General features: G+C 64.4%; 19 protein-coding genes. 12 read left to right on the forward strand and 7 right to left on the reverse strand.

The genetic code is table 11. The features are described 5' to 3' along the window. The first annotated feature begins 83 nt into the window (after positions 1-83). The 6 genes from EJ070_RS12665 to EJ070_RS12690 all read left to right on the forward strand — a co-directional run bounded on the left by EJ070_RS12665 (position 84) and on the right by EJ070_RS12690 (position 5,854). The gene (locus EJ070_RS12665) at positions 84-707 is read left to right on the forward strand and encodes a J domain-containing protein (protein ID WP_126091663.1); all 624 of its coding nucleotides are present in this window, start codon (positions 84-86) and stop codon (positions 705-707) included. A gap of 124 nt (positions 708-831) precedes the next feature. After that, entirely contained in the window at positions 832-1,818 is a 987-nt protein-coding gene (gene cobS, locus EJ070_RS12670; RefSeq protein WP_126091664.1) for a cobaltochelatase subunit CobS, read from the forward strand. A gap of 35 nt (positions 1,819-1,853) precedes the next feature. Next, positions 1,854-3,752 carry a cobaltochelatase subunit CobT gene (gene cobT / locus EJ070_RS12675; RefSeq protein ID WP_126091665.1) on the forward strand — a complete coding sequence of 633 codons (1,899 nt, stop codon included), beginning with the start codon at positions 1,854-1,856 and terminating at the stop codon, positions 3,750-3,752. Beyond that, positions 3,749-4,771, forward strand: coding sequence for an esterase-like activity of phytase family protein (locus EJ070_RS12680; protein ID WP_126091666.1), 1,023 nt, complete (start codon positions 3,749-3,751; stop codon positions 4,769-4,771). The genes cobT and EJ070_RS12680 overlap by 4 nt, the downstream gene beginning before the upstream one ends. 244 nt (positions 4,772-5,015) lie before the next feature. Then, complete coding sequence (locus EJ070_RS12685; protein ID WP_126095728.1) at positions 5,016-5,372, forward strand: metalloregulator ArsR/SmtB family transcription factor; 357 nt, start codon at positions 5,016-5,018, stop codon at positions 5,370-5,372. Next, a complete protein-coding gene (locus tag EJ070_RS12690; RefSeq protein WP_126091667.1) occupies positions 5,369-5,854 on the forward strand; it encodes an SRPBCC family protein in 486 nt (161 codons plus the stop codon). The genes EJ070_RS12685 and EJ070_RS12690 overlap by 4 nt, the downstream gene beginning before the upstream one ends. Positions 5,855-5,867: 13 nt before the next feature. Here EJ070_RS12690 and EJ070_RS12695 read toward each other — a convergent pair whose 3' ends face one another. The 4 genes from EJ070_RS12695 to rpmB form a co-directional block, all read right to left on the reverse strand. Beyond that, positions 5,868-7,646 carry a GtrA family protein gene (locus EJ070_RS12695; RefSeq protein WP_126091668.1) on the reverse strand — a complete coding sequence of 593 codons (1,779 nt, stop codon included), beginning with the start codon at positions 7,644-7,646 and terminating at the stop codon, positions 5,868-5,870. A gap of 129 nt (positions 7,647-7,775) precedes the next feature. Beyond that, complete coding sequence (locus EJ070_RS12700; protein ID WP_126091669.1) at positions 7,776-8,450, reverse strand: hypothetical protein; 675 nt, start codon at positions 8,448-8,450, stop codon at positions 7,776-7,778. Positions 8,451-8,515: 65 nt separating this feature from the next. Next, a complete protein-coding gene (locus EJ070_RS12705) occupies positions 8,516-9,196 on the reverse strand; it encodes a queuosine precursor transporter (protein ID WP_126091670.1) in 681 nt (226 codons plus the stop codon). A 115-nt stretch (positions 9,197-9,311) separates the two neighbouring features. After that, entirely contained in the window at positions 9,312-9,608 is a 297-nt protein-coding gene (rpmB, locus tag EJ070_RS12710) for a 50S ribosomal protein L28 (RefSeq protein WP_126091671.1), read from the reverse strand. Between the two features lie 254 nt (positions 9,609-9,862). Between rpmB and EJ070_RS12715 the strand changes: the two genes are divergently transcribed. The 3 genes from EJ070_RS12715 to EJ070_RS12725 all read left to right on the forward strand — a co-directional run bounded on the left by EJ070_RS12715 (position 9,863) and on the right by EJ070_RS12725 (position 12,298). Further along, positions 9,863-10,654, forward strand: coding sequence for a DUF3108 domain-containing protein (locus tag EJ070_RS12715; RefSeq protein WP_126091672.1), 792 nt, complete (start codon positions 9,863-9,865; stop codon positions 10,652-10,654). Positions 10,655-10,745: 91 nt separating this feature from the next. After that, on the forward strand, positions 10,746-11,633 hold the full coding sequence (locus EJ070_RS12720) for an EamA family transporter (protein WP_126091673.1): 888 nt from the start codon (positions 10,746-10,748) through the stop codon (positions 11,631-11,633). Then, entirely contained in the window at positions 11,630-12,298 is a 669-nt protein-coding gene (locus EJ070_RS12725; RefSeq protein ID WP_126091674.1) for a lysoplasmalogenase, read from the forward strand. The genes EJ070_RS12720 and EJ070_RS12725 overlap by 4 nt, the downstream gene beginning before the upstream one ends. Here EJ070_RS12725 and EJ070_RS12730 read toward each other — a convergent pair. Further along, on the reverse strand, positions 12,295-12,726 hold the full coding sequence (locus EJ070_RS12730) for a cupin domain-containing protein (RefSeq protein ID WP_126091675.1): 432 nt from the start codon (positions 12,724-12,726) through the stop codon (positions 12,295-12,297). The two genes, EJ070_RS12725 and EJ070_RS12730, sit on opposite strands and share 4 nt — an antisense overlap. 67 nt (positions 12,727-12,793) lie before the next feature. Further along, complete coding sequence (gene gloB / locus EJ070_RS12735; RefSeq protein WP_126091676.1) at positions 12,794-13,561, reverse strand: hydroxyacylglutathione hydrolase; 768 nt, start codon at positions 13,559-13,561, stop codon at positions 12,794-12,796. Between the two features lie 99 nt (positions 13,562-13,660). Between gloB and EJ070_RS12740 the strand changes: the two genes are divergently transcribed. The 3 genes from EJ070_RS12740 (at position 13,661) to EJ070_RS12750 (ending at position 17,224) form a co-directional block, all read left to right on the forward strand. Beyond that, the gene (locus EJ070_RS12740; protein WP_126091677.1) at positions 13,661-14,440 is read left to right on the forward strand and encodes a methyltransferase domain-containing protein; all 780 of its coding nucleotides are present in this window, start codon (positions 13,661-13,663) and stop codon (positions 14,438-14,440) included. A 107-nt stretch (positions 14,441-14,547) separates the two neighbouring features. Beyond that, on the forward strand, positions 14,548-16,371 hold the full coding sequence (locus tag EJ070_RS12745) for an ABC transporter ATP-binding protein/permease (RefSeq protein WP_126091678.1): 1,824 nt from the start codon (positions 14,548-14,550) through the stop codon (positions 16,369-16,371). Positions 16,372-16,423: 52 nt separating this feature from the next. Then, positions 16,424-17,224 (forward strand): DUF1194 domain-containing protein, encoded by an 801-nt coding sequence (locus tag EJ070_RS12750; protein WP_126091679.1) that lies wholly within the window; start codon positions 16,424-16,426, stop codon positions 17,222-17,224. Positions 17,225-17,246: 22 nt separating this feature from the next. On the opposite strand, the gene EJ070_RS12755 is transcribed toward EJ070_RS12750, so the two are convergent. Then, a complete protein-coding gene (locus tag EJ070_RS12755) occupies positions 17,247-18,182 on the reverse strand; it encodes a glycosyltransferase family A protein (protein ID WP_126091680.1) in 936 nt (311 codons plus the stop codon). Between the last annotated feature and the right edge of the window lie 135 nt (positions 18,183-18,317).

An 18,317-nucleotide genomic window follows, 5' to 3' on the forward strand; every position in this document is an offset into this window, starting at 1 on the left:
ACCGCTTTAAGCCGCGATTCAGCGGTTAGGGCGATCATCTGCCAAATGTCAATTCTTGTTTCGCACTAGCGAACAGCCCATAAATGGGTGAGATGAAACCGTATCCCAAATATTTCGAGAAAATCCGCATCCGGCCGGAAAAGGACGCGGAGCTGAAGTCGCGCGCGCCGGTCTGCCAGTGGGATGGCTGCAAGGAGGCCGGCACGCATCGGGCGCCGGTCGGACGGCTGAAGGAGGGTGAGTATTTCCGCTTCTGCTTCGAGCATGTGCGCGAATACAACAAGAGCTTCAATTACTTCTCGGGTGTGTCGGACACCGAGATCGCCCGCTTCCAAAAGGAGGCGCTGACCGGCCACCGGCCGACCTGGCGCATGGGCGCCAATGGCGGCGGGATGCGTTCTGCGCCGGATTTCGCGCAACAACGCTCCGGCCGCGCCGGTTACTACAACCGCATGCGCGACCCCTTCAACCTGTTCGGCGGCGGGCCGCGCGAGGCACGCGAGCGCAAGGCGAAGCCGCTTGAGGCCAAGGCGCTGGAAACGCTTGGCCTTGATACAAAGGCGACTGGCAAGGATATCAAGGCGCGCTATAAGGAACTCGTGAAGCGCCACCATCCTGATGCGAATGGTGGCGACAGGGGTTCGGAAGACCGGTTCCGCGATGTGCTGCAGGCCTATCGCGTGCTCAAGCAAGCAGGATTGTGCTGAGCGGCCCTACGGTCCGTGTCGTTTTCCAACTTTCATAAGGTTGGAAAAGGCTCTAAGACCGCCCCCGAACAAAATCGATTGCCGGCGAAACGCCGTCGTTTCGCACGTGGAGACGTTGATAGTGATGAACAAGGTCGATCGCGACATCGCCAACTTGCCGGACACGACGGTGTCGGTGAGGGAGAAATTCGGCTTCGACTCCAAGATGGTGGTGCCCGCCTATTCGGTGTCGTCCGAGCATGTGCCGGACATCGACCCGGACTATCTGTTCGACAGGGCGACGACATTGGCGATCCTCGCCGGCTTTGCCTACAACCGCCGGGTCATGGTGTCGGGCTATCACGGCACCGGCAAGTCGACGCATATCGAGCAGGTCGCCGCCCGCCTCAACTGGCCCTGCGTGCGCGTCAACCTCGACAGCCATGTCAGCCGCATCGATCTCGTCGGCAAGGACGCCATCGTCGTCAAGGAAGGCCTGCAGATCACCGAATTCCGCGACGGCATCCTGCCCTGGGCCTATCAACACAATGTGGCGCTCTGCTTCGACGAGTACGATGCCGGCCGCCCCGACGTGATGTTCGTCATCCAGCGCGTGCTGGAATCGTCCGGTCGTCTGACGCTGCTCGATCAGAGCCGCGTCATCCGCCCGCATCCGGCCTTCCGCCTGTTCGCCACCGCCAACACGGTCGGCCTCGGCGACACCACCGGCCTCTATCACGGCACGCAGCAGATCAACCAGGCGCAGATGGACCGCTGGTCGATCGTCACCACGCTCAACTACCTGCCGCACGACAACGAGGTGAACATCGTGCTGGCCAAGGCCAAGCACTACCGCGACAACAAGGGCAAGGAGATCGTCAACAAGATGGTGCGCGTCGCCGACATGACGCGCTCGGCCTTCATCAATGGCGACCTGTCGACGGTGATGAGCCCGCGCACGGTCATCACCTGGGCCGAGAATGCCGAGATCTTCGGCGATATCGGCATGGCGTTCCGGCTCACCTTCCTCAACAAATGCGACGAGCTGGAGCGTTCGGTGGTGGCCGAATTCTATCAGCGCGCCTTCGGCGAGGATCTGCCGGAGAGTGCCGCCAACGTGGTGCTGGGGTAAGCGCGTACCGGCAGGCTTCGCGCAGGGAATGATCGATGGCGGGTCCGGGCGACAACACGCGCAACAAGCCGAAGAACGGGTCTGAAGCCGACAGCTTCAAGCGCGCCGTCACGGTGTGCATGCGCGCCGTTGCCGGCGACAAGGACCTCGAGGTCGGCTTCGCCAAGGATCGGCCGGCGCTGGCCGGAAACCGCGCCCGTCTGCCCGAACTGCCGAAGAAGGCTTCCCGCAACGACATCGCCATCACCCGCGGCATCGGCGATTCCATGGCGCTGAAGCGCGCCTGCCACGATCAGCGTATCCACACTAAGCTGGCGCCGGAGGGCAAGCTCGCGCGGGCTATTTTCGATGCCGTTGAACAAGCGCGCGTCGAGGCGATCGGCAGCCGCGCCATGCAGGGCGTGGCCGACAACATCGGCTCGATGCTGGAAGACAAATACGCCAAGGCAAATCTCGTCGACGTCAAGGACAAGGCCGATGCGCCGCTCGAGGAGGCGGTGGCTCTGATGGTGCGCGAGAAGCTCACCGGCCGTCCCGTGCCGAAGAGCGCCGAGCGGCTTGTCGATCTGTGGCGCCCCTGGGTCGAGGAGAAGGCCAGCACCGATCTCGACGGCCTGTCGTCCAAGCTCGACGACCAGCAGGCTTTCGCGCGCATCGTGCGCGACATGCTCGTCTCCATGGAAATGGCCGAGGAACTCGGCGACGACCAGGAAACCGAGGACACGGAGGACAACGAGGAGAACGAGCAGCAGGGCGAGGAGCAGAGCGAGGAGGGCGGCGAGGACGATTCCGGCTCGGATCAGTCGCAGTCGGAAGATGCCGAGGCGTCCGCCGACGAGGAAGAGTCGGCCGAGACGGAAGCGACGGACGCCACATCGGACGATCTTTCCGACGAGGACGATTCCGATGCCGAGACGCCGGGCGAGGCGCGCCGCAACGACAATCCGTTCCTCAACCTGCCGAAGGAAATCGACTACAAGGTCTTCACCACGGCCTTCGACGAGACGGTCGGCGCCGAGGATCTTTGCGAGGAAGAGGAACTCGACCGGCTGCGCGCTTTCCTCGACAAGCAGCTCGCCAATCTCTCCGGCGTGGTCGGCCGGCTTGCCAACCGGCTGCAGCGCCGGCTGATGGCGCAGCAGAACCGCTCCTGGGATTTCGACCTGGAGGAAGGCTATCTCGATCCGGCGCGGCTGGTGCGCGTCGTCATCGATCCGATGCAGCCGCTGTCCTTCAAGCAGGAGCGCGACACCAAGTTCCGCGACACGGTGGTGTCGCTGGTGCTCGACAATTCGGGCTCGATGCGTGGCCGGCCGATCACGGTAGCCGCAACCTGCGCCGATATCCTGGCGCGCACGCTGGAGCGCTGCGGTGTCTCCGTGGAAATCCTCGGCTTCACCACCCGCGCCTGGAAAGGCGGGCAGGCGCGCGAGAAATGGCTGAAGGACGGCAAGCCGCCGAATCCGGGCCGGCTCAACGATCTGCGTCACATCATCTACAAGTCCGCCGACCATCCGTGGCGGCGCGCGCGGCGCAATCTCGGCCTGATGATGCGCGAGGGCCTGCTCAAGGAGAACATCGACGGCGAGGCGCTGCTTTGGGCGCACAACCGGCTGATCGGCCGGCCCGAGCAGCGCAAGATCCTGATGATGATCTCGGACGGCGCGCCGGTCGACGATTCGACGCTTTCGGTCAATCCCGGCAACTATCTGGAGCGGCACCTGCGCGCGGTGATCGAGCTGATCGAGACGCGCTCGCCGGTCGAATTGCTCGCCATCGGCATCGGCCACGACGTCACGCGCTACTATCGCCGCGCCGTCACCATCGTCGATGCGGAGGAACTGGCCGGCGCCATGACCGAGCAGTTGGCCTCGCTGTTCGGCGAGGAGAGCGCGCGCGATACGCGGCGCGGCGGCCTGCGGCGCGCCGGATGATCTTTTCGCGAGGCGGATTCCGGTTGACGGTTTTCGCCTGCATGCTGACCTGCGCGGTGGTTTCGCCGGCGATTGCGGCCCAGCGAGCCCCGGTCGAGGCGATCGAGATTTCGGCGCGGCCGATCACAGAGTTCCACGTCGGCCGCGACCAGAAACAGTTCGGGCCACTCGAGTTCGTCGGCGGGCTGGAGATGACCTCGCCGTCACGCGATTTCGGCGCGCTGTCGGCCTTTCGCTTTCTGAAAGCGGGCAGCGACTTCATTGGCGTCGCCGACACCGGCTTCTGGTTCTTCGGCACCATCAGCCACGATGCCGACAAGCGCCCATCGGGCGTGTCGAATTTCCGCATGCAGCAGATGGTCGACGCTTCGGGCCGGCCGATCGACGAGAAGTGGAAGGTCGATGCGGAAGGCCTCGCGGTCAAGGACGGTATCGCCACCGTCGGTTTCGAGCGCGAGCAGCGCGTCGTCCAGTTCAAGATCGACCCGGACAACATGAAGGCGCCCTTCAAGACGCTCGACTATCTGGTTCCGGCCCGGGAGCTGCGCCAGAACCGCGGCTTCGAGACGGTCACGCATGCCAATCCTTACGGCCAGCACGAAGGTGGCCTGGTCGTGGTCTCGGAAAAGAGCCTCGACAAGGCCGGCAATATCTATGCCGCCCTCATCGAGGGACCGAAGAAGGGCGTCTTCACCATCAGGCGCAACGGCGATTTCCACATCACCGACGGCGCCTTCCTGCCGGATGGCGACCTGCTTCTGCTCGAGCGCAGCTTCTCGATGGCGCGCGGGGTGAAGATGCGGCTGCGGCGCATCTATGGCGAGAGCGTCGAGAAGGGCGCGGTCGCCGACGGACCGGTGCTGATGGAAGCCGACATGGGCTACCAGATCGACAATATGGAAGGGCTTGACGTCTGGACCCGCGATGACGGCGCGCTGATGGTTTCACTGATGTCGGACGACAATCACTCGATCCTGCAGCGCAATCTCTATCTGGAATTCATCCTGCACCAGGATTGAGCAAAGCTCGGCGGCTAAATTCCGGCCTTGCTGGTCGGCGGACGCTTATAACGATTCATCGCTTCTTAGAAACGCAGGACGCCTTTTATCTCTTCGCTTTGACGCAATTCCGGGGAGGGAAACCGGTTCGCGCTCGTCCTGCGCATTTCATAAATAACTGATATCGTTGCATTTTCCTGCCTTTTGCTCAAAATACTTTAGCCGATACTTGACAATTTATCGTGCTCCGTCAATACTCAAGTCAATGCTTAACTATTCCGAGATCGACGATATTCTAAGGGCTCTCGTCGAACCCACGCGACGGGCGATCCTGGAAAGATTAAGCCGAGGGCCGGCCACGGTCAGCCAGTTGGCCGAACCGTTCGGCATGACTTTCGCCGCCGTGCTGCAACATCTGCAGACATTGGAGGCCTGCGGGCTGATCCGCAGCGAAAAGATCGGGCGGGTGCGCACCTGCCGGATCGAACCGGGCGGGCTCGCTCCGCTCGCCGACTGGATCGCGGAACGCCGCATACCTGCGGAACGCCAGCTTGATCGCCTCGGCCAGATCTTGGCCGAGACGGACCAATCACCTAAGAAGAATCAGGACCAGAAGCAATGAACCAGATAACCTCCGTGAAAGACGAACATTCCGTCATCCACTCTACCTTCACTATCGAACGGACCTACCCGCAATCGCCCGAACGTGTGTTCTTCGCATTTGCCGACAAGGCGACCGTGCGGCAATGGCGGATCGAAGGCGACGGCTTTGCCATCTCCGAGTTCAGCTTCGACTTCCGCGTTGGCGGTAGCGAAGTTTCACGCTTCAGCTACGCGGGTGGGCCTGAGATTAGGCTCGACGCGCAATTCCAGGACATTGTGCCGAACCAGCGTATCGTCTTCACCTACAAGATGGCGATCGGACCTCAGCCGCTGTCGGTGTCGCTGACCACGGTCGAACTGACCCCATCGAGCGAGGGCACACGGCTGACCTATACCGAACAAGGCGCCTTTTTCGACGGCGCCGATTCGGCGAAGGGGCGCGAGGAGGGTACGCGTGGCCTGCTCGAAGCGCTTGCCGCCTACCTGGACAAATCGAAATAGACAGCTCAGCCGGTCAGCGGACCTTGTACAGCTCGATCGGCTTGCCGGCGGTCGAGCTGTCCAATTCCAGCCAATCCGGCACGTCTCCGCGCAGCAGCCGCGCGACCAGGCCTGCGGGAGCCTCGGCGGCGAGCGACAGCTCTTCCGAATTGCCGCGGCATATGGCGATAAGCCCGACATGCTCGCGCTCGACGATGGCGCGGGCGGCGTCCGGCGTCCCCATGAAGGCGTCGAGCATGGCAAGATTGCCGCCGACATTGCGGTGGTAGGGGCCGGCCAACGCCCTGTGGCCGGTAAACATCACTATGGCCGAGCCGAGATTGGAAGACGCAAGCACCGTCGTTGCCGGCATGACGGCCAGATCGCCGAAGTCCGCGGCCTTGCCGCAGGTCAAGGCATGATCCGCGTCGGAATTGATGCCCGTGGGCGCCTTGTGGACCACGGACTGCGCCGCCACCGCGACGCCGGCCCAGGTCGCGTTGAGCGACACCAGCCATCCCGCCGCGATGCGGGTGGAGACGCGCCATGACTGCGCGGCGCTTGCCTGCAGGCGCAGCCCGGCAATCCAGGCCGAGAGCGGCAGCACTGCGAAGGCGACCGAGAAGGTCGAACCGCGCACCTGCCAGAGGCTTAAGGCGAAAGCGACGACCAGCAGCGTGGCGACAAGGGCTTCCTCGCGACGCAGGCGGCGGCTACGGAGCTGAAGACCGATCAACAGCATCGCGATGAAGGGCGTCACATAGCGCGCCGCCATCAGCTTCGGCTGCTTGACGGCCACGCTGAGGAAGGGCTGCGCCTCGACGACGTCGTTCAGCCAATAGGTGCGAATTCGCTCGTCCATGCCGGCATAAGGCGATGCCAGGCATTGCGGGAAGAACACGATCGCGACGGCCGCAACCGCGACGGCCAGCGCCGACATCCATACGAGTCGTGTCCCGGCCGTCGATTGCCCGGACAAGCCCGCAATCGCCGCCAGGCCGAAGCCGGACAGCGCCGCGAGCACGAACTGGAAGGCCGAGAAGGCATCGCATTGGGCCACGCCCCAGGCCGACGGCGGTATGGTGGCGACAAGGACCGCCGAGGCTATCGCGGCAAATCCGATGCCGAAGCCGCGCGCCGTCGGGCGCTCTTTTTCGTCGAGAATGAAGAGCACAGCGGCGCAGGCGCCAAGCGTCGCCACATAGGGCGCCGTCTCCATACCGACGGCGAGCGTGAGGCCCGCGCACAGGCCGGACAGAAGGGCCGCCGGCCGCCAGAAGGGCGCCTCCATCAGAAGCCAGAGGCCGGCCGCCGTCAAAAGGAGCTGGATATTGTGGTGGTCGAGCGTGCCGGGGTTGAAAATGCCGAGAAAGAACAGCGCCGCGGTCGCCAGCACCAGCGACGGCATCGCCACGTCGGCGCCGGCAAAGCGCCGCGAGGCGCGCAGGATGACGAATATGGTGAGCCCATAAAGCGAGAGCGGCCAGATGATCTGCGCCGCTCTCTCGGCGGCGGCGGTGCCGGCGCCCAGCGCCTGGAAGGCGAGGATGATCAGCGCGATCGGCGCATCGACCAGTCGCGACCAGTGCATGAGGAAGCCGCCGGCGAGGCCCATCCGGTACTGGTGGAGATCGAACCAGCTCTGGCCTGCCAGCAGGTCGCGGACCTCGACCAACCTCAGCATGCTGTCGTTGTCGGCGCCAAGGTCCGCGATCGTCGGGAAGCCGGAGATCGCATTGATCGCCAGCACGAGCAGCGTCGCGCAGAGCGCGAGCAGGAAATCATGTTTCCAACCGGTGCCCTGGATGGTCATGCTGGCGGCGATGTCCTGGATCGTTTTCGCGATCCTGCACCAACAGCCGTAACAAAGCGTAAAGCCGATGGAGACGGATAGCCGGGATCGTCAGGCGGGCTGGCCCGAGCGGCGAGCGGCCGATAGGGATCACTGCCCGGCGGCTGCGATCCAGATCACGTGACGGGCGCCGCGTTTGCCGCGGGCGCGCGCATTGATCCCCGCGACAATGAAGCCCGCCTGCTTCAGCCGCCGCGTGAAGCCGCTATCCGGTCCTTGCGACCAAACGGCCAGGACGCCGCCGGGCTTCAATGCGGCGCGCGCGCCTGCGAGGCCTGCCGCGCTATAGAGCGAGTCATTTCCCTTGTAGACGATGCCTTCGGGACCATTGTCGACGTCGAGCAGGATGGCGTCCCAAGCGGCCGCTTCCGCCCTTATCGACTGACCGACATCAGCCTCGCGAATGGTGACGCGGGGATCGTCGAGGCAGCCGTCGAAAACTCCGGCCATGGGACCGCGTGCCCAGGCGACGACCTCGGGGACCAGTTCGGCAACGGTGACGGCGGCGTCCCCATCAAGCGCGGCAAGGGCGGCGCGCAAGGTGAAGCCCATGCCGAGCCCGCCGATAAGGATTCTTGGCTGCTTGCGGCCAGCGATACGCTCGCAGGAAAGCTTGGCGAGCGCCTCTTCGGAGCCGCTGAGGCGGCTGTTCATCAGCTCATTGGTGCCCAGCATGATCGAGAATTCAGCACCGCGCTGCTTCAGGCGAAGCTCTTGAGCGCCGTCGGGCGTGCGGGCCGAAGCAAGCTGAACCCAGGGGATCATGCGCTCTCTTTTTGTTGGAGCATGATCTGTTCCAAAAACCGGTTCCCACTTTTTGGGATCATGCTCTAGACCGCGAGCGCCGGCTGGCTCCAGCGGGCGGCGACCAGCCGGTAGGGGATCAGCGCGACAACGGCGATGATCAGCTTGACCGAGAGATCGCCGAGCGCCCAGGAGACCCAGCGCATGGTCTCGACAGGCAGAACGCCCATCAGCGGCGCCGTTTCCAGCGCGAAGCTGTCATTCGGCCCGACAAGGGCAAACGCGGCAGAGAAGGCGACGCCGAAGAACACGACCGTGTCGAAGATAGAACCGGCCAAGGTGCCAAGGATCGGCGCGCGCCACCAGCTCTGCCGGCGCAGCCGGTTGAAGACCGTGACGTCGAGCAGTTGCGCGATGAGGAAGGCGGCACCGGAAGCGGCCGCGATCCGCACCAGCCGGTCGGCCGCGGTCTCGAATTCGATCAGGCCGTGGCGAAACAGGAAGGGCGGAACGAGGATCGAGCAGGTCACCGCCGTCATGAAGCCGACGAACACCACCTTGCGCGCCACGGCCGGCCCGTAGCGGCGGTTGGCAAGGTCGGTGACGAGGAAGGAGAAGGGATAGGTGAAGGCGCCCCAGGTGAGCAGGTCGGCCAGCGACAGGCCGCCGATCTGGCCCTGCATCGGGAACTGGACAAGGATGTTCGACGCCACGACGACAAGCGCCATGGCGGCCACGAAAGGCAGGTATCGCGTCAGGAAATTCATTTTTTTATCCTGGGTAATGGAACCAGCCGAGCGCCATGTCCAGCGCTCGCTCATGTTTTGAGCACCGGTCTGGGCCGGGGCTCGAGGCTTTCGTCCCCCGCCTGATAAGGGCGCTTTAAGCGGCCGGCTGTTCGGCCAGCTTCTTGGCGATCTGCTTCTTCAGGAGACGGGCGCGCTGCGACAGCTCCTTGGCGTCGGCCTTGGTCAGGAACGCGTCGAGACCGCCGCGATGCTCGACCGAACGCAGCGCGTTGGCCGAAATGCGCAGGCGCACGTTCTGGTTCAGCGCTTCGGAAATCAGCGTCACGTTGACCAGATTCGGCAGGAAGCGGCGCTTGGTCTTGTTGTTGGCATGGCTCACATTGTTGCCGGTCTGGACTGCCTTGGCAGTGAGCTCGCAGGTGCGGGACATCTTGTCTAACCTTCAGTTCTTAACCTGCCAAACCATTCTGCCCGCGCCAGGCGGCGCGCGGTCTCGGTCAGGCGGCCTTTGGAAAAGTTGGCGTTCCTTAGTTGCATTTCGCCACTGCGTCAAGCTCCGGCGCGTGCGTAGTGACGTGACGCGCTCCATATTAAGGCCGGATTTTGCCGTATAAGCCCTTCGCGAAGGGATTGCCAGGCTGGAGCAAAGCGTTTCCGGCCAGGATCAAGGACTCGCCGCCCGCCATGCTTCGACCATCCCGCGCAATTGTCGCGCTGTTCGCCCTCACCGTCCCGACGACGAGTTTCGCCGCGGCCTCGCCGCAGGCCTTCAAGGGTGAATATACGGTATCGTTCCTCGGCCTTTCGATCGCCAGGGCGACGTTTTCGAGCCGCTACGAGGGCGACGCCTATGCGATCGACGGCACGGTCTCGGCCGCAGGCCTCGGCAGGCTGTTCGACGACACCAAGGGCACGATCTCGTCGAAAGGCACGATTTCCGGCCAGCAGATGCAGCCGAGGGCCTTCAGGGCGGACTATACCTCCGGCAAGAAGGCGTCTGTCGTCGACATCCGCTTCGCCAATGGCGGTGTCGCCTCGACCGAAGTCATTCCGCCGCCGAAGAAGCGCGATCCCAAGAGCTGGGTGCCGGTCGGCGACGGCGACCTGAAGTCGGTGCTCGATCCGATGGCGGCGACCGTCATCCATGCCGACAGCCTGGACAAGGTCTGCGGGCGGACCGTCAAATTCTATGACGGCGAAATGCGCGCCAACCTGTCGCTGACCTATGCCTCGAAAGGCTCGATCTCGGTGCCCGGCTACAAGGGCGACACCGTCACCTGCAGGATGGGCTTCGAGCCCGTGGCGGGCTATCGCAAGGGCCGCAAGGCGCTGGAGTTCCTCAAGAACAAGAGCCGCATGATGGTGACGTTTGCACCGCTCGGCCAATCCGGCGTATATGCGCCGATCCGCGCCACGGTCGGGACCCAGATCGGTCCGCTGACCATCAGCGCGAGACGGTTCGAAGCAGTCGAATAGTTTTTTTGCGCAATTCCGGACGGAAAAACCGCTACGCACTTTTCCTGGAATTGCTTTTAGGGGCGCCGCGGCGCGCCGCCGGGGGGCAGGTATGGGGCGCGCGACACTGATCGGTTTTTCGGCGGTAGCCATGTGGGCGCTGCTCGCGCTGCTCACCGACGCCTCCGGGCAGGTGCCGCCGTTCCTTTTGTCCGCCATCACCTTCGCCATCGGCACTTGTGTCGGGCTTGTTGCAAGGCTGGTGATGCCAGCTCCCGACAAGCGCCGGAAAATACCGCCGCAAGTGTGGCTGATCGGGATTGCCGGCCTGTTCGGCTACCACTTCTTCTACTTCACGGCGCTGCGCAATGCGCCTGCCGTCGAGGCGAGCCTGATCGCTTATCTGTGGCCGCTCTTCATCGTGCTCGGCTCGGCGCTGATGCCGGGCGAAAGGTTGGCCTGGAACCATGTCGTCGGCGCGCTGCTGGGGCTTGCCGGTACCTTCCTGATCGTCACCAAGGGCGGCGGACTAGCCTTCGACGCACGCTACGCCTTCGGCTATGCGATGGCGGGCGTCTGCGCGCTTGTCTGGTCGTCCTATTCGCTCCTGTCGCGGCGGTTCCCGTCGGTGCCGACCTCGATCGTCACATGGTTCTGTGCCGCCACGTCGGCGCTTTCGCTCGTCTGCCATCTGTTGCTCGAAAAAACCGTGCTGCCCGAGGGTCCAGGGCAGTGGCTGGCGGTCGTCGGGCTCGGTCTGATGCCGGTGGGAGCCGCCTTTTATGCCTGGGATATCGGCGTCAAGCGCGGCAACATCCAGGTGCTGGGGGCGGCAAGCTACGCCGCGCCGCTCTTGTCGACGCTGGTGCTGATTGCGGCAGGTGTCGCCGAGCCGTCGCTGCGCATCCTCGCGGCCTGCGTGCTCATCACCGGCGGAGCGGCGCTTGCCGCCAAGTCCTTCTTGCTGCGCAAGCCGGCGACCGGCGGAGCTGGCGCATGATGCCGTTTGCGGGCGGCATCGACGCCAACCCGAACGCGACGCTTTTGTTCTCGATCGCCGCGGCTGCGATCTATGCCCTTGCGCTCGAACTGACGCGCCTTGCCCGTTCCGCCGCGAAGACGCTGGCCGTCGCCTTGCTGGCGGCGCTCGCCGTCATGCAGGGCGGTCCGCTGCTGCTCGTCGCGGCGCTGGCGCTCAGCGCCGCCGGCGACGCGTTCCTGTCGCGCGACGGCGAAAAGGCCTTCCTTGGCGGGTTGGCGAGCTTCCTCGTCGCGCATGTCGCCTATATCGCCCTGTTCCTGGAGGTGGGTGGCGGGATCGGGCTGCTCGCCGCCGAACCGTGGCGCGGCGCGGTCGCGCTGGCGATGGCTGTGTTCGTTGTCCTGATGCTCGCCGCGCTGTGGCGTCGCGTCGGCCCATCCCTGCGTATCCCGATCGCCGTCTATGTCGCCGCGATCCTCGCCATGGGCATCTCGGCGCTCACCACCTTCTACGCTTGGGTCATCGCCGGCGCGGTGCTGTTCATGGCCTCGGACGGGCTGCTGGCGGCGGAGCGCTTCCTGCTTGCCGCGATCTCGCCGCATCGCGTCTGGATGCGCTACGCGGTCTGGGTGCTGTACTACGCGGCGCAGTTGGCAATCACCCTCGGTTTCTTGCTGAGTTAAGCGGTTTTCGGCTGCCAGCCCGGCTCGGCCAGCTCGAAGGCGGCGAAATCGAAGCCCGGCGCCACCGTGCAGCCGACCAGCGTCCATTCGCCGAGGCTGCGCGCCGACTGCCACCAGCCGGCCGGCACGACGATCTGCGGCCGCTCGCCCGCGGCAAGTGCTGCGCCCAGCACCTGTTCGATGACGGCGCCGGAGCCTTCCTCGTGCATGGCGAGCGCCAAGGGCGCGCCGGCGTAGAAGTGCCAGACCTCCGCCGCGTCCTTCACCCGGTGCCAGGCCGAAAGCTGGCCCTGCTCCAAAAGGAAATAAATCGCGGTCGAATGGCCCCGGCTGCCTCCCGAGCCATCGCGAAAAGTCTCGGCATACCAGCCGCCTTCGGGATGCGGCTGGAGACCCAGCGTTGCGATGATTTCAGCGGCGCTGGTCATGCAAGGAAGTATTTATTTGATGCATGTCGCTCTCCCAAAACCGCCATACATTTTTGGACGACACGCATCAGAAATTGTCCTTGCGTTTGCGGATCTCGGCGAACACCTCGACGTCGCTCGCCCGCTGCATGCCGAGATGCTTGCGGATCGCCGGATCGTGCCAGCGCAGGAACGGATTGGTCGACAGTTCCTCGCCGATCGTCGTCGGCAGGGTCGGTTTGTTTCCGGCGCGCAGCGCCTCGATCCTGGCGGCGCGCTCCTTCAAGGCCGAATTCGTGGGGTCGACGGTCAGCGCGAAGCGGGCGTTGGCCAAGGTGTATTCGTGACCGCAATAGATCACCGTCTCGGCCGGAAGAGCGGCAAGCTTCTTCAGCGATTCGTACATCACGGGCGGCTTGCACTCGAAGATCCGGCCACAGCCCAACGCGAACAGCGTGTCGGCGGTGAAGGCCGTTTTCGAGGCCGGCAGGTGGTAGGAGACATGGCCGGCGGTGTGGCCGGGGGTTTCGATGACATCGATCCTTTCCTCGCCAAGGCGGATGACGGAGCCTTGCTTGACGGTCTCGTCGATGCCGGGGATCTTGGCCTTTTCCGCCTCCGGTCCGACGATGGTGAGCTTGAAGCGCTCCTTCAGGGCCAGATTGGCCTCGACATGGTCGCCATGATGATGCGTGGTCAGGATCATCGTCGGCGTCCAGCCAGTGCGCTTGATCGCTGCCAGGATCGGGGCTTCTTCCGGAGCGTCGATGATCGCCGTCTGGCCGCTTTCGGGGTCGTGCACCAGCACGCCGAAATTATCGGTGCGGCACATGAACTGTTCGATTTCGACCGGCATCTCGTCGCTCTCCATTGTTGCCGCAGACATAGGGCGGGCGACCGTCGATGTCATCCGCCTTTGTTGAACTCGGCATTTATCGCGGCTACCGTCCGGCGGATGCATTCGGATATCGTCGACCTCCGCTCCTTCTATTCGACCACGCTTGGCCGCCTGGCCGAGCGCGCGATCACCATGGCGTTGTCGTCGATATGGGCGACCGTTCCGAACGAACGCCTGGTCGGCCTGGGCTACACGCTGCCCTGGCTGGAGCGGTTCGGCACCGATGCCGAGCGCGTCTTCGCCTTCATGCCGGCGACGCAAGGGGCTGTGGTCTGGCCGGCGACCGGACCGACGGCGACCGCGCTCGTCTTCGACGAAGAGCTGCCGCTGGTCGATTCCTGCATCGACCGCATGCTGCTCGTCCACTCGCTGGAACACGTCGAGAATCCGCGCGAGACGCTGAACGAGATTTGGCGCGTGCTGTCGCCCGCGGGCAGAGTCGTCATCGTCGTGCCCAATCGGCGCGGCGTCTGGGCGCGCTTCGAGCACACGCCCTTCGGCAACGGCCGGCCGTTCTCGCGCGGCCAGCTCACCGAATTGCTGCGCGAGGCGAATTTCACGCCCGCCGCATGGTCCGACGCGCTGTTCTTCCCGCCGTCGCCGCGGCGCTTCATGATGCGGTTCCACAATGTGCTGGAGCGCGCCGGCCGGCGATTCTGGCCGATCTTTTCCGGCGTCATCGTCGTCGAAGCGCAGAAGCGGCTCTACCAGGGCGTCCCTGTCGCGCAACGCGCCTCGCGTCGCGTTTTCGTCCCGGTCTTCTCGCCGCAGGGCGCGACGACGCTCGGGCGCCGGGCTGCCGATCCGGTGCCGCCGAGGCGAGTGACGCGTTCGTGATCGGGGCTACGCCTTGCATCGCATGGTCATCATCACCCTATCTCAAGGACGGGCTCGGGGCGCGGCATCGTTGCTGATGACCATTCCCGGAAGCAGGGATTTCGCATATGGACTACCAAACGGATGACAAGCAGGGCACCGGACTGGCCGCGTTCTCGGTCGAGACCAGCAGCCTCTCCGACCAGGTGGCGACGATCAGGCAGGCGCTGAAGACGTCGCCGGTGCGCAGGCAACTCCTGTGGGTCTCGATCGGCATTGTCGGCGTCGTCGTCGCGACCTCGATCGGGCAGGTCCTGCTCAACCGCTGGAACCAGCCTTTCTTCGACGCCCTGGCGCGGCGCGACCTGCCGGGTTTCCTGCACCAGCTGATGGTCTTTGCCGGAATTGCCAGCAGCCTGCTGGTGCTCAATGTCGGCCAGACCTGGCTCAACCAGACGATCCGGCTGAGGCTGCGCGAAGCGCTGACGCTGGACCTGATCGATGAATGGATGCGGCCGGCGCGCGCCTTCCGGCTCACCCATGCGGGCGCCATCAGCGTCAATCCCGACCAGCGCATGCAGCAGGACGCCGGGCATCTCTCCGACCTTTCGACCGATCTCGGGGTCGGCCTGCTGCAATCCTTTATCCTGCTTGTGTCCTTCATCGGCGTGCTGTGGGAACTTTCCTCCGGCTTCGTCTTCCATGTCGGCGGCCATTCGCTGGCGATACCCGGCTACATGGTCTGGGCGGCGATCCTCTATGCCGGCATCGCCTCCTGGCTGAGCTGGCTGGTGGGCAGGCCGCTGATCCGCTTCAACAGCGATCGCTACACGCGCGAGGCGGAGCTGCGCTCCTCCGTGGTTCGCGTCAACGAGAATGTCGACGCCATCGCGCTCGCCCATGGCGAGGCGGATGCCAGGCGGCAGCTCGAGCTCGATCTCGGCACCGTGCTCGGCGCCATGCGGCGCATCTACAGCGCCCAGATCAACCTGTCCTGGGTCACCGATGCCTATGGCTGGATCACCGTGGTGGCGCCGATCCTTGTCGCGGCGCCGGTCTATTTCGCGGGCGACATCAGCTTCGGCGGATTGATGATGGCGGTCGGCGCCTTCAACCAGGTGAATTCCTCGCTGCGCTGGTTCATCAACAACATCGGCGCCATCGCCGACTGGCGGGCAACGCTGATGCGCGTCGCCGACTTCCGCATCGCGCTTGGCGAAACCGATATCCTGCATGCCAAGGAAAGCTGTATCGAGTTGGGCGAGAACGCGAATGGCACGCTGACATTCGACAAACTCGAAGTCGCGTCGCCCGACGGCTGCACCAGGCTTGCCGAAACGGCCGTCGAGATAAAGGCCGGAGAGCGCGTCATGATCACCGGCGATCCGCGCGCCGGCAAGACGCTGTTCTTCCGCGCCATCGCCGGCCTCTGGCCTTGGGGATGCGGCCGCATCGGCATGCCGGCCGGGGAGACGCCGTTCTTCGTGCCGCGCACGCCCTATTTCCCGCTCGGCACGCTGCGCGATGTGCTCAACCATGCCGAAGGCGTCAACGTCGACGATGCCGAGATATCGGCGGTGCTCGGCGAAGTCGGCCTGGAGCGCCTGTCGTCCCAGCTCGACCGTTCGGCGCGCTGGGAGCATGAACTGGCCGACGACGAACAGCGGCTGCTCGCCTTTGCCCGGCTCGCGCTGAGGAAGCCGAAATGGGTGATCATCGACGAAGCGCTGGATACGTTCGACGGCGCCACGTTACGACGCGTGCTGGCGATGCTGCAGGCCCGGCTGCCGGATGCCGCCATCCTCAATATCGGGCGCGGTCTGCACAACATCCAGTTCTTCCCGCGGGCGCTCACTATCATCAAGGACAGCGGCGGATCGGCGCTGAAGCCGGCCCGCCTGCGCGCCGGGGCGATCGAACCTCCACCAGTTGCCGCCCATCGCAAAAAATAGCTTTATTTCGCCGCGATCGCGGGGAAGAATCCCGGTGTGGTCGGAGCTCGCCATGCCGAAGCTGCTCAGCCTGCTTGCCTGCCTTGCCTGCGCCGAGGCTGCGCCAATGCCCGCGATTGACGACGGCGCCCCGGTCGATGTCGAGCTCGTGCTGGCTGTCGATATCTCGCAATCGATGGACGAAGGCGAGTTCGCCTTGCAGCGCGCCGGCTATGTCGAGGCGCTGCGCCATCCCGACTTCATCAACGCGGTGCGTTCGGGGCAAAGCGGTCGCGTCGCGCTCGCCTATTTCGAATGGGCGGGCGTCGTACGCGACGACGGCGTGATCGCCTGGCAGATCATTGACGGCGCAGACAGCGCCAACGCCTTTGCCGACAAGATCGCGGGCCGGCCGTTCCGGAGCTTTCGCGGCACCTCAATCTCGGGTGCTCTCGGCTTCGGCGCCGGGCTTTTGGAGAAAAACGGCTTTTCGGCGCCGCGCCGGGTCATCGACATATCGGGGGACGGGCCCAACAATGCCGGGCTGCCCGTCGCTGTGACTCGCGATGCCGCTTTAGCCAAGGGCATGATCATTAACGGCCTGCCGATCCTGATCAGTCCTTCGCCGAGCGTCAGCCATCTCGATCGCTACTACGCCGATTGCGTCACCGGCGGGCCCGGCTCGTTCGTGCTGCCGATCTATGCGGCGTCCGAATTCTCGACCGCGATCCGCCGCAAGCTGATCCAGGAGGTGAGCGGCATCGGTGATGCCAGAAGGATTCGCGTCGATGCGGAGGCGCCGACCGACTGCCTGCTTGGCGAGCGCCTGCGGCGACGGTTTTCCGATCCGTATTTCCCGGAACTGGACCGCTGAGGACCTCTTTTAAGCCAGGCGCTCAGGCCGCTCGGGCGCCATATTTGGCGCGGAACTCGTCATAGCAATCGCGGCGCCAGCGCCGGCCGACGACATAGCCACGTACCAGTTCGGTCGGCGAGTAGCCGAGCGCCTTGGACGACCGGTTGGCGAGATAGCCGGAAAAGGCCTGTGGCAGCCTGCCTTTGAGGATGTCGGCGATGATCTGCCGCGCGATCATATAGGGCGGCACGTCGGGATAGCGGTCGGCGATGTAAGGGTGTTTGCCGATCAGGTTGGCATAAGCCTCGACATAACCGTCGCGGCGGCCGGAAATCGAATTTTCCGAATTGTACTTCTTCCAGTCGATATCCTCCGACAGCAAGGCGCCGCCGCGGTTGGCAAAACGCAGCAGCAGCTCGCGGTCCTGCATGCGCGTGATGTCGCTGTCAAAACCGCCGATCGCAAGCAGCGAGTCGTGCCGGGCGGTGATCGCCGAGCCGGCAATGAAGATCGTCTGCGAGACCAGGGCGCGCTGCAGCGTGCTTTTGTCGAGCAAGGCCTGGCGATTGATGCATTTGGTGCTGCGGTTGCCCTTCACCGAGATGAAGGAACTGATCAGCACTTCGAGCGAAGGGTTCCTGTCGAAGTGCGGCAGCGTCCGGTCAAGGCGATCCGGCAGGTAGACATCGTCCGAATCGAGGAAGGTGACGATCGGCGCCCGCGCGCGCTCGATGCCCGCGTTGCGCGCCGCATTGGCGCCTCGCCATTTCGCGCCGACGTAGACCAGTCTGGGATCGCGAATTTCGGCCAGGGCCTGGGCAGTCCCGTCGGTCGAGCCGTCATCGACGACAATGTGCTCGAAGCGGGTAAATGTCTGGGCAAGAACGCTTTCCACGGCACGCACGACCTGGCTGCGCCGGTTATGGGTCGGCGTGATCACGGTGATCAGCGGGGCTGTGTCGGAAGCGGTCGGCATCTAACTTTCGTCACGGGGCGGATAAACGATATCCAGATGGATCTTGTACCTACCTCTCCCTGTCCGCCCCCGGATGGATTCGCGAAATGTTACAGAAAAGAGTGATCTATGTCATCTGAAGCGTCGCTTCGGCCC

The organism is Mesorhizobium sp. M1E.F.Ca.ET.045.02.1.1 (assembly GCF_003952485.1).
Taxonomy (GTDB): Bacteria; Pseudomonadota; Alphaproteobacteria; order Rhizobiales; family Rhizobiaceae; genus Mesorhizobium.

Excerpts from the sequence above, each read along its gene's own strand:
- EJ070_RS12730 (WP_126091675.1), bottom strand. The coding sequence starts at position 12,726 with ATGACCAGCGCCGCTGAAATCATCGCAACGCTGGGTCTCCAGCCGCAT.
- cobT (WP_126091665.1), top strand. The coding sequence starts at position 1,854 with ATGGCGGGTCCGGGCGACAACACGCGCAACAAGCCGAAGAACGGGTCT.
- EJ070_RS12685 (WP_126095728.1), top strand. The coding sequence starts at position 5,016 with ATGCTTAACTATTCCGAGATCGACGATATTCTAAGGGCTCTCGTCGAA.
- EJ070_RS12750 (WP_126091679.1), top strand. The coding sequence starts at position 16,424 with ATGCCGAAGCTGCTCAGCCTGCTTGCCTGCCTTGCCTGCGCCGAGGCT.
- EJ070_RS12665 (WP_126091663.1), top strand. The coding sequence starts at position 84 with ATGGGTGAGATGAAACCGTATCCCAAATATTTCGAGAAAATCCGCATC.
- EJ070_RS12720 (WP_126091673.1), top strand. The coding sequence starts at position 10,746 with ATGGGGCGCGCGACACTGATCGGTTTTTCGGCGGTAGCCATGTGGGCG.
- gloB (WP_126091676.1), bottom strand. The coding sequence starts at position 13,561 with ATGCCGGTCGAAATCGAACAGTTCATGTGCCGCACCGATAATTTCGGC.
- rpmB (WP_126091671.1), bottom strand. The coding sequence starts at position 9,608 with ATGTCCCGCACCTGCGAGCTCACTGCCAAGGCAGTCCAGACCGGCAAC.
- EJ070_RS12700 (WP_126091669.1), bottom strand. The coding sequence starts at position 8,450 with ATGATCCCCTGGGTTCAGCTTGCTTCGGCCCGCACGCCCGACGGCGCT.
- EJ070_RS12755 (WP_126091680.1), bottom strand. The coding sequence starts at position 18,182 with ATGCCGACCGCTTCCGACACAGCCCCGCTGATCACCGTGATCACGCCG.
- EJ070_RS12705 (WP_126091670.1), bottom strand. The coding sequence starts at position 9,196 with ATGAATTTCCTGACGCGATACCTGCCTTTCGTGGCCGCCATGGCGCTT.
- EJ070_RS12745 (WP_126091678.1), top strand. The coding sequence starts at position 14,548 with ATGGACTACCAAACGGATGACAAGCAGGGCACCGGACTGGCCGCGTTC.
- cobS (WP_126091664.1), top strand. The coding sequence starts at position 832 with ATGAACAAGGTCGATCGCGACATCGCCAACTTGCCGGACACGACGGTG.
- EJ070_RS12740 (WP_126091677.1), top strand. The coding sequence starts at position 13,661 with ATGCATTCGGATATCGTCGACCTCCGCTCCTTCTATTCGACCACGCTT.
- EJ070_RS12725 (WP_126091674.1), top strand. The coding sequence starts at position 11,630 with ATGATGCCGTTTGCGGGCGGCATCGACGCCAACCCGAACGCGACGCTT.
- EJ070_RS12690 (WP_126091667.1), top strand. The coding sequence starts at position 5,369 with ATGAACCAGATAACCTCCGTGAAAGACGAACATTCCGTCATCCACTCT.
- EJ070_RS12695 (WP_126091668.1), bottom strand. The coding sequence starts at position 7,646 with ATGACCATCCAGGGCACCGGTTGGAAACATGATTTCCTGCTCGCGCTC.
- EJ070_RS12680 (WP_126091666.1), top strand. The coding sequence starts at position 3,749 with ATGATCTTTTCGCGAGGCGGATTCCGGTTGACGGTTTTCGCCTGCATG.
- EJ070_RS12715 (WP_126091672.1), top strand. The coding sequence starts at position 9,863 with ATGCTTCGACCATCCCGCGCAATTGTCGCGCTGTTCGCCCTCACCGTC.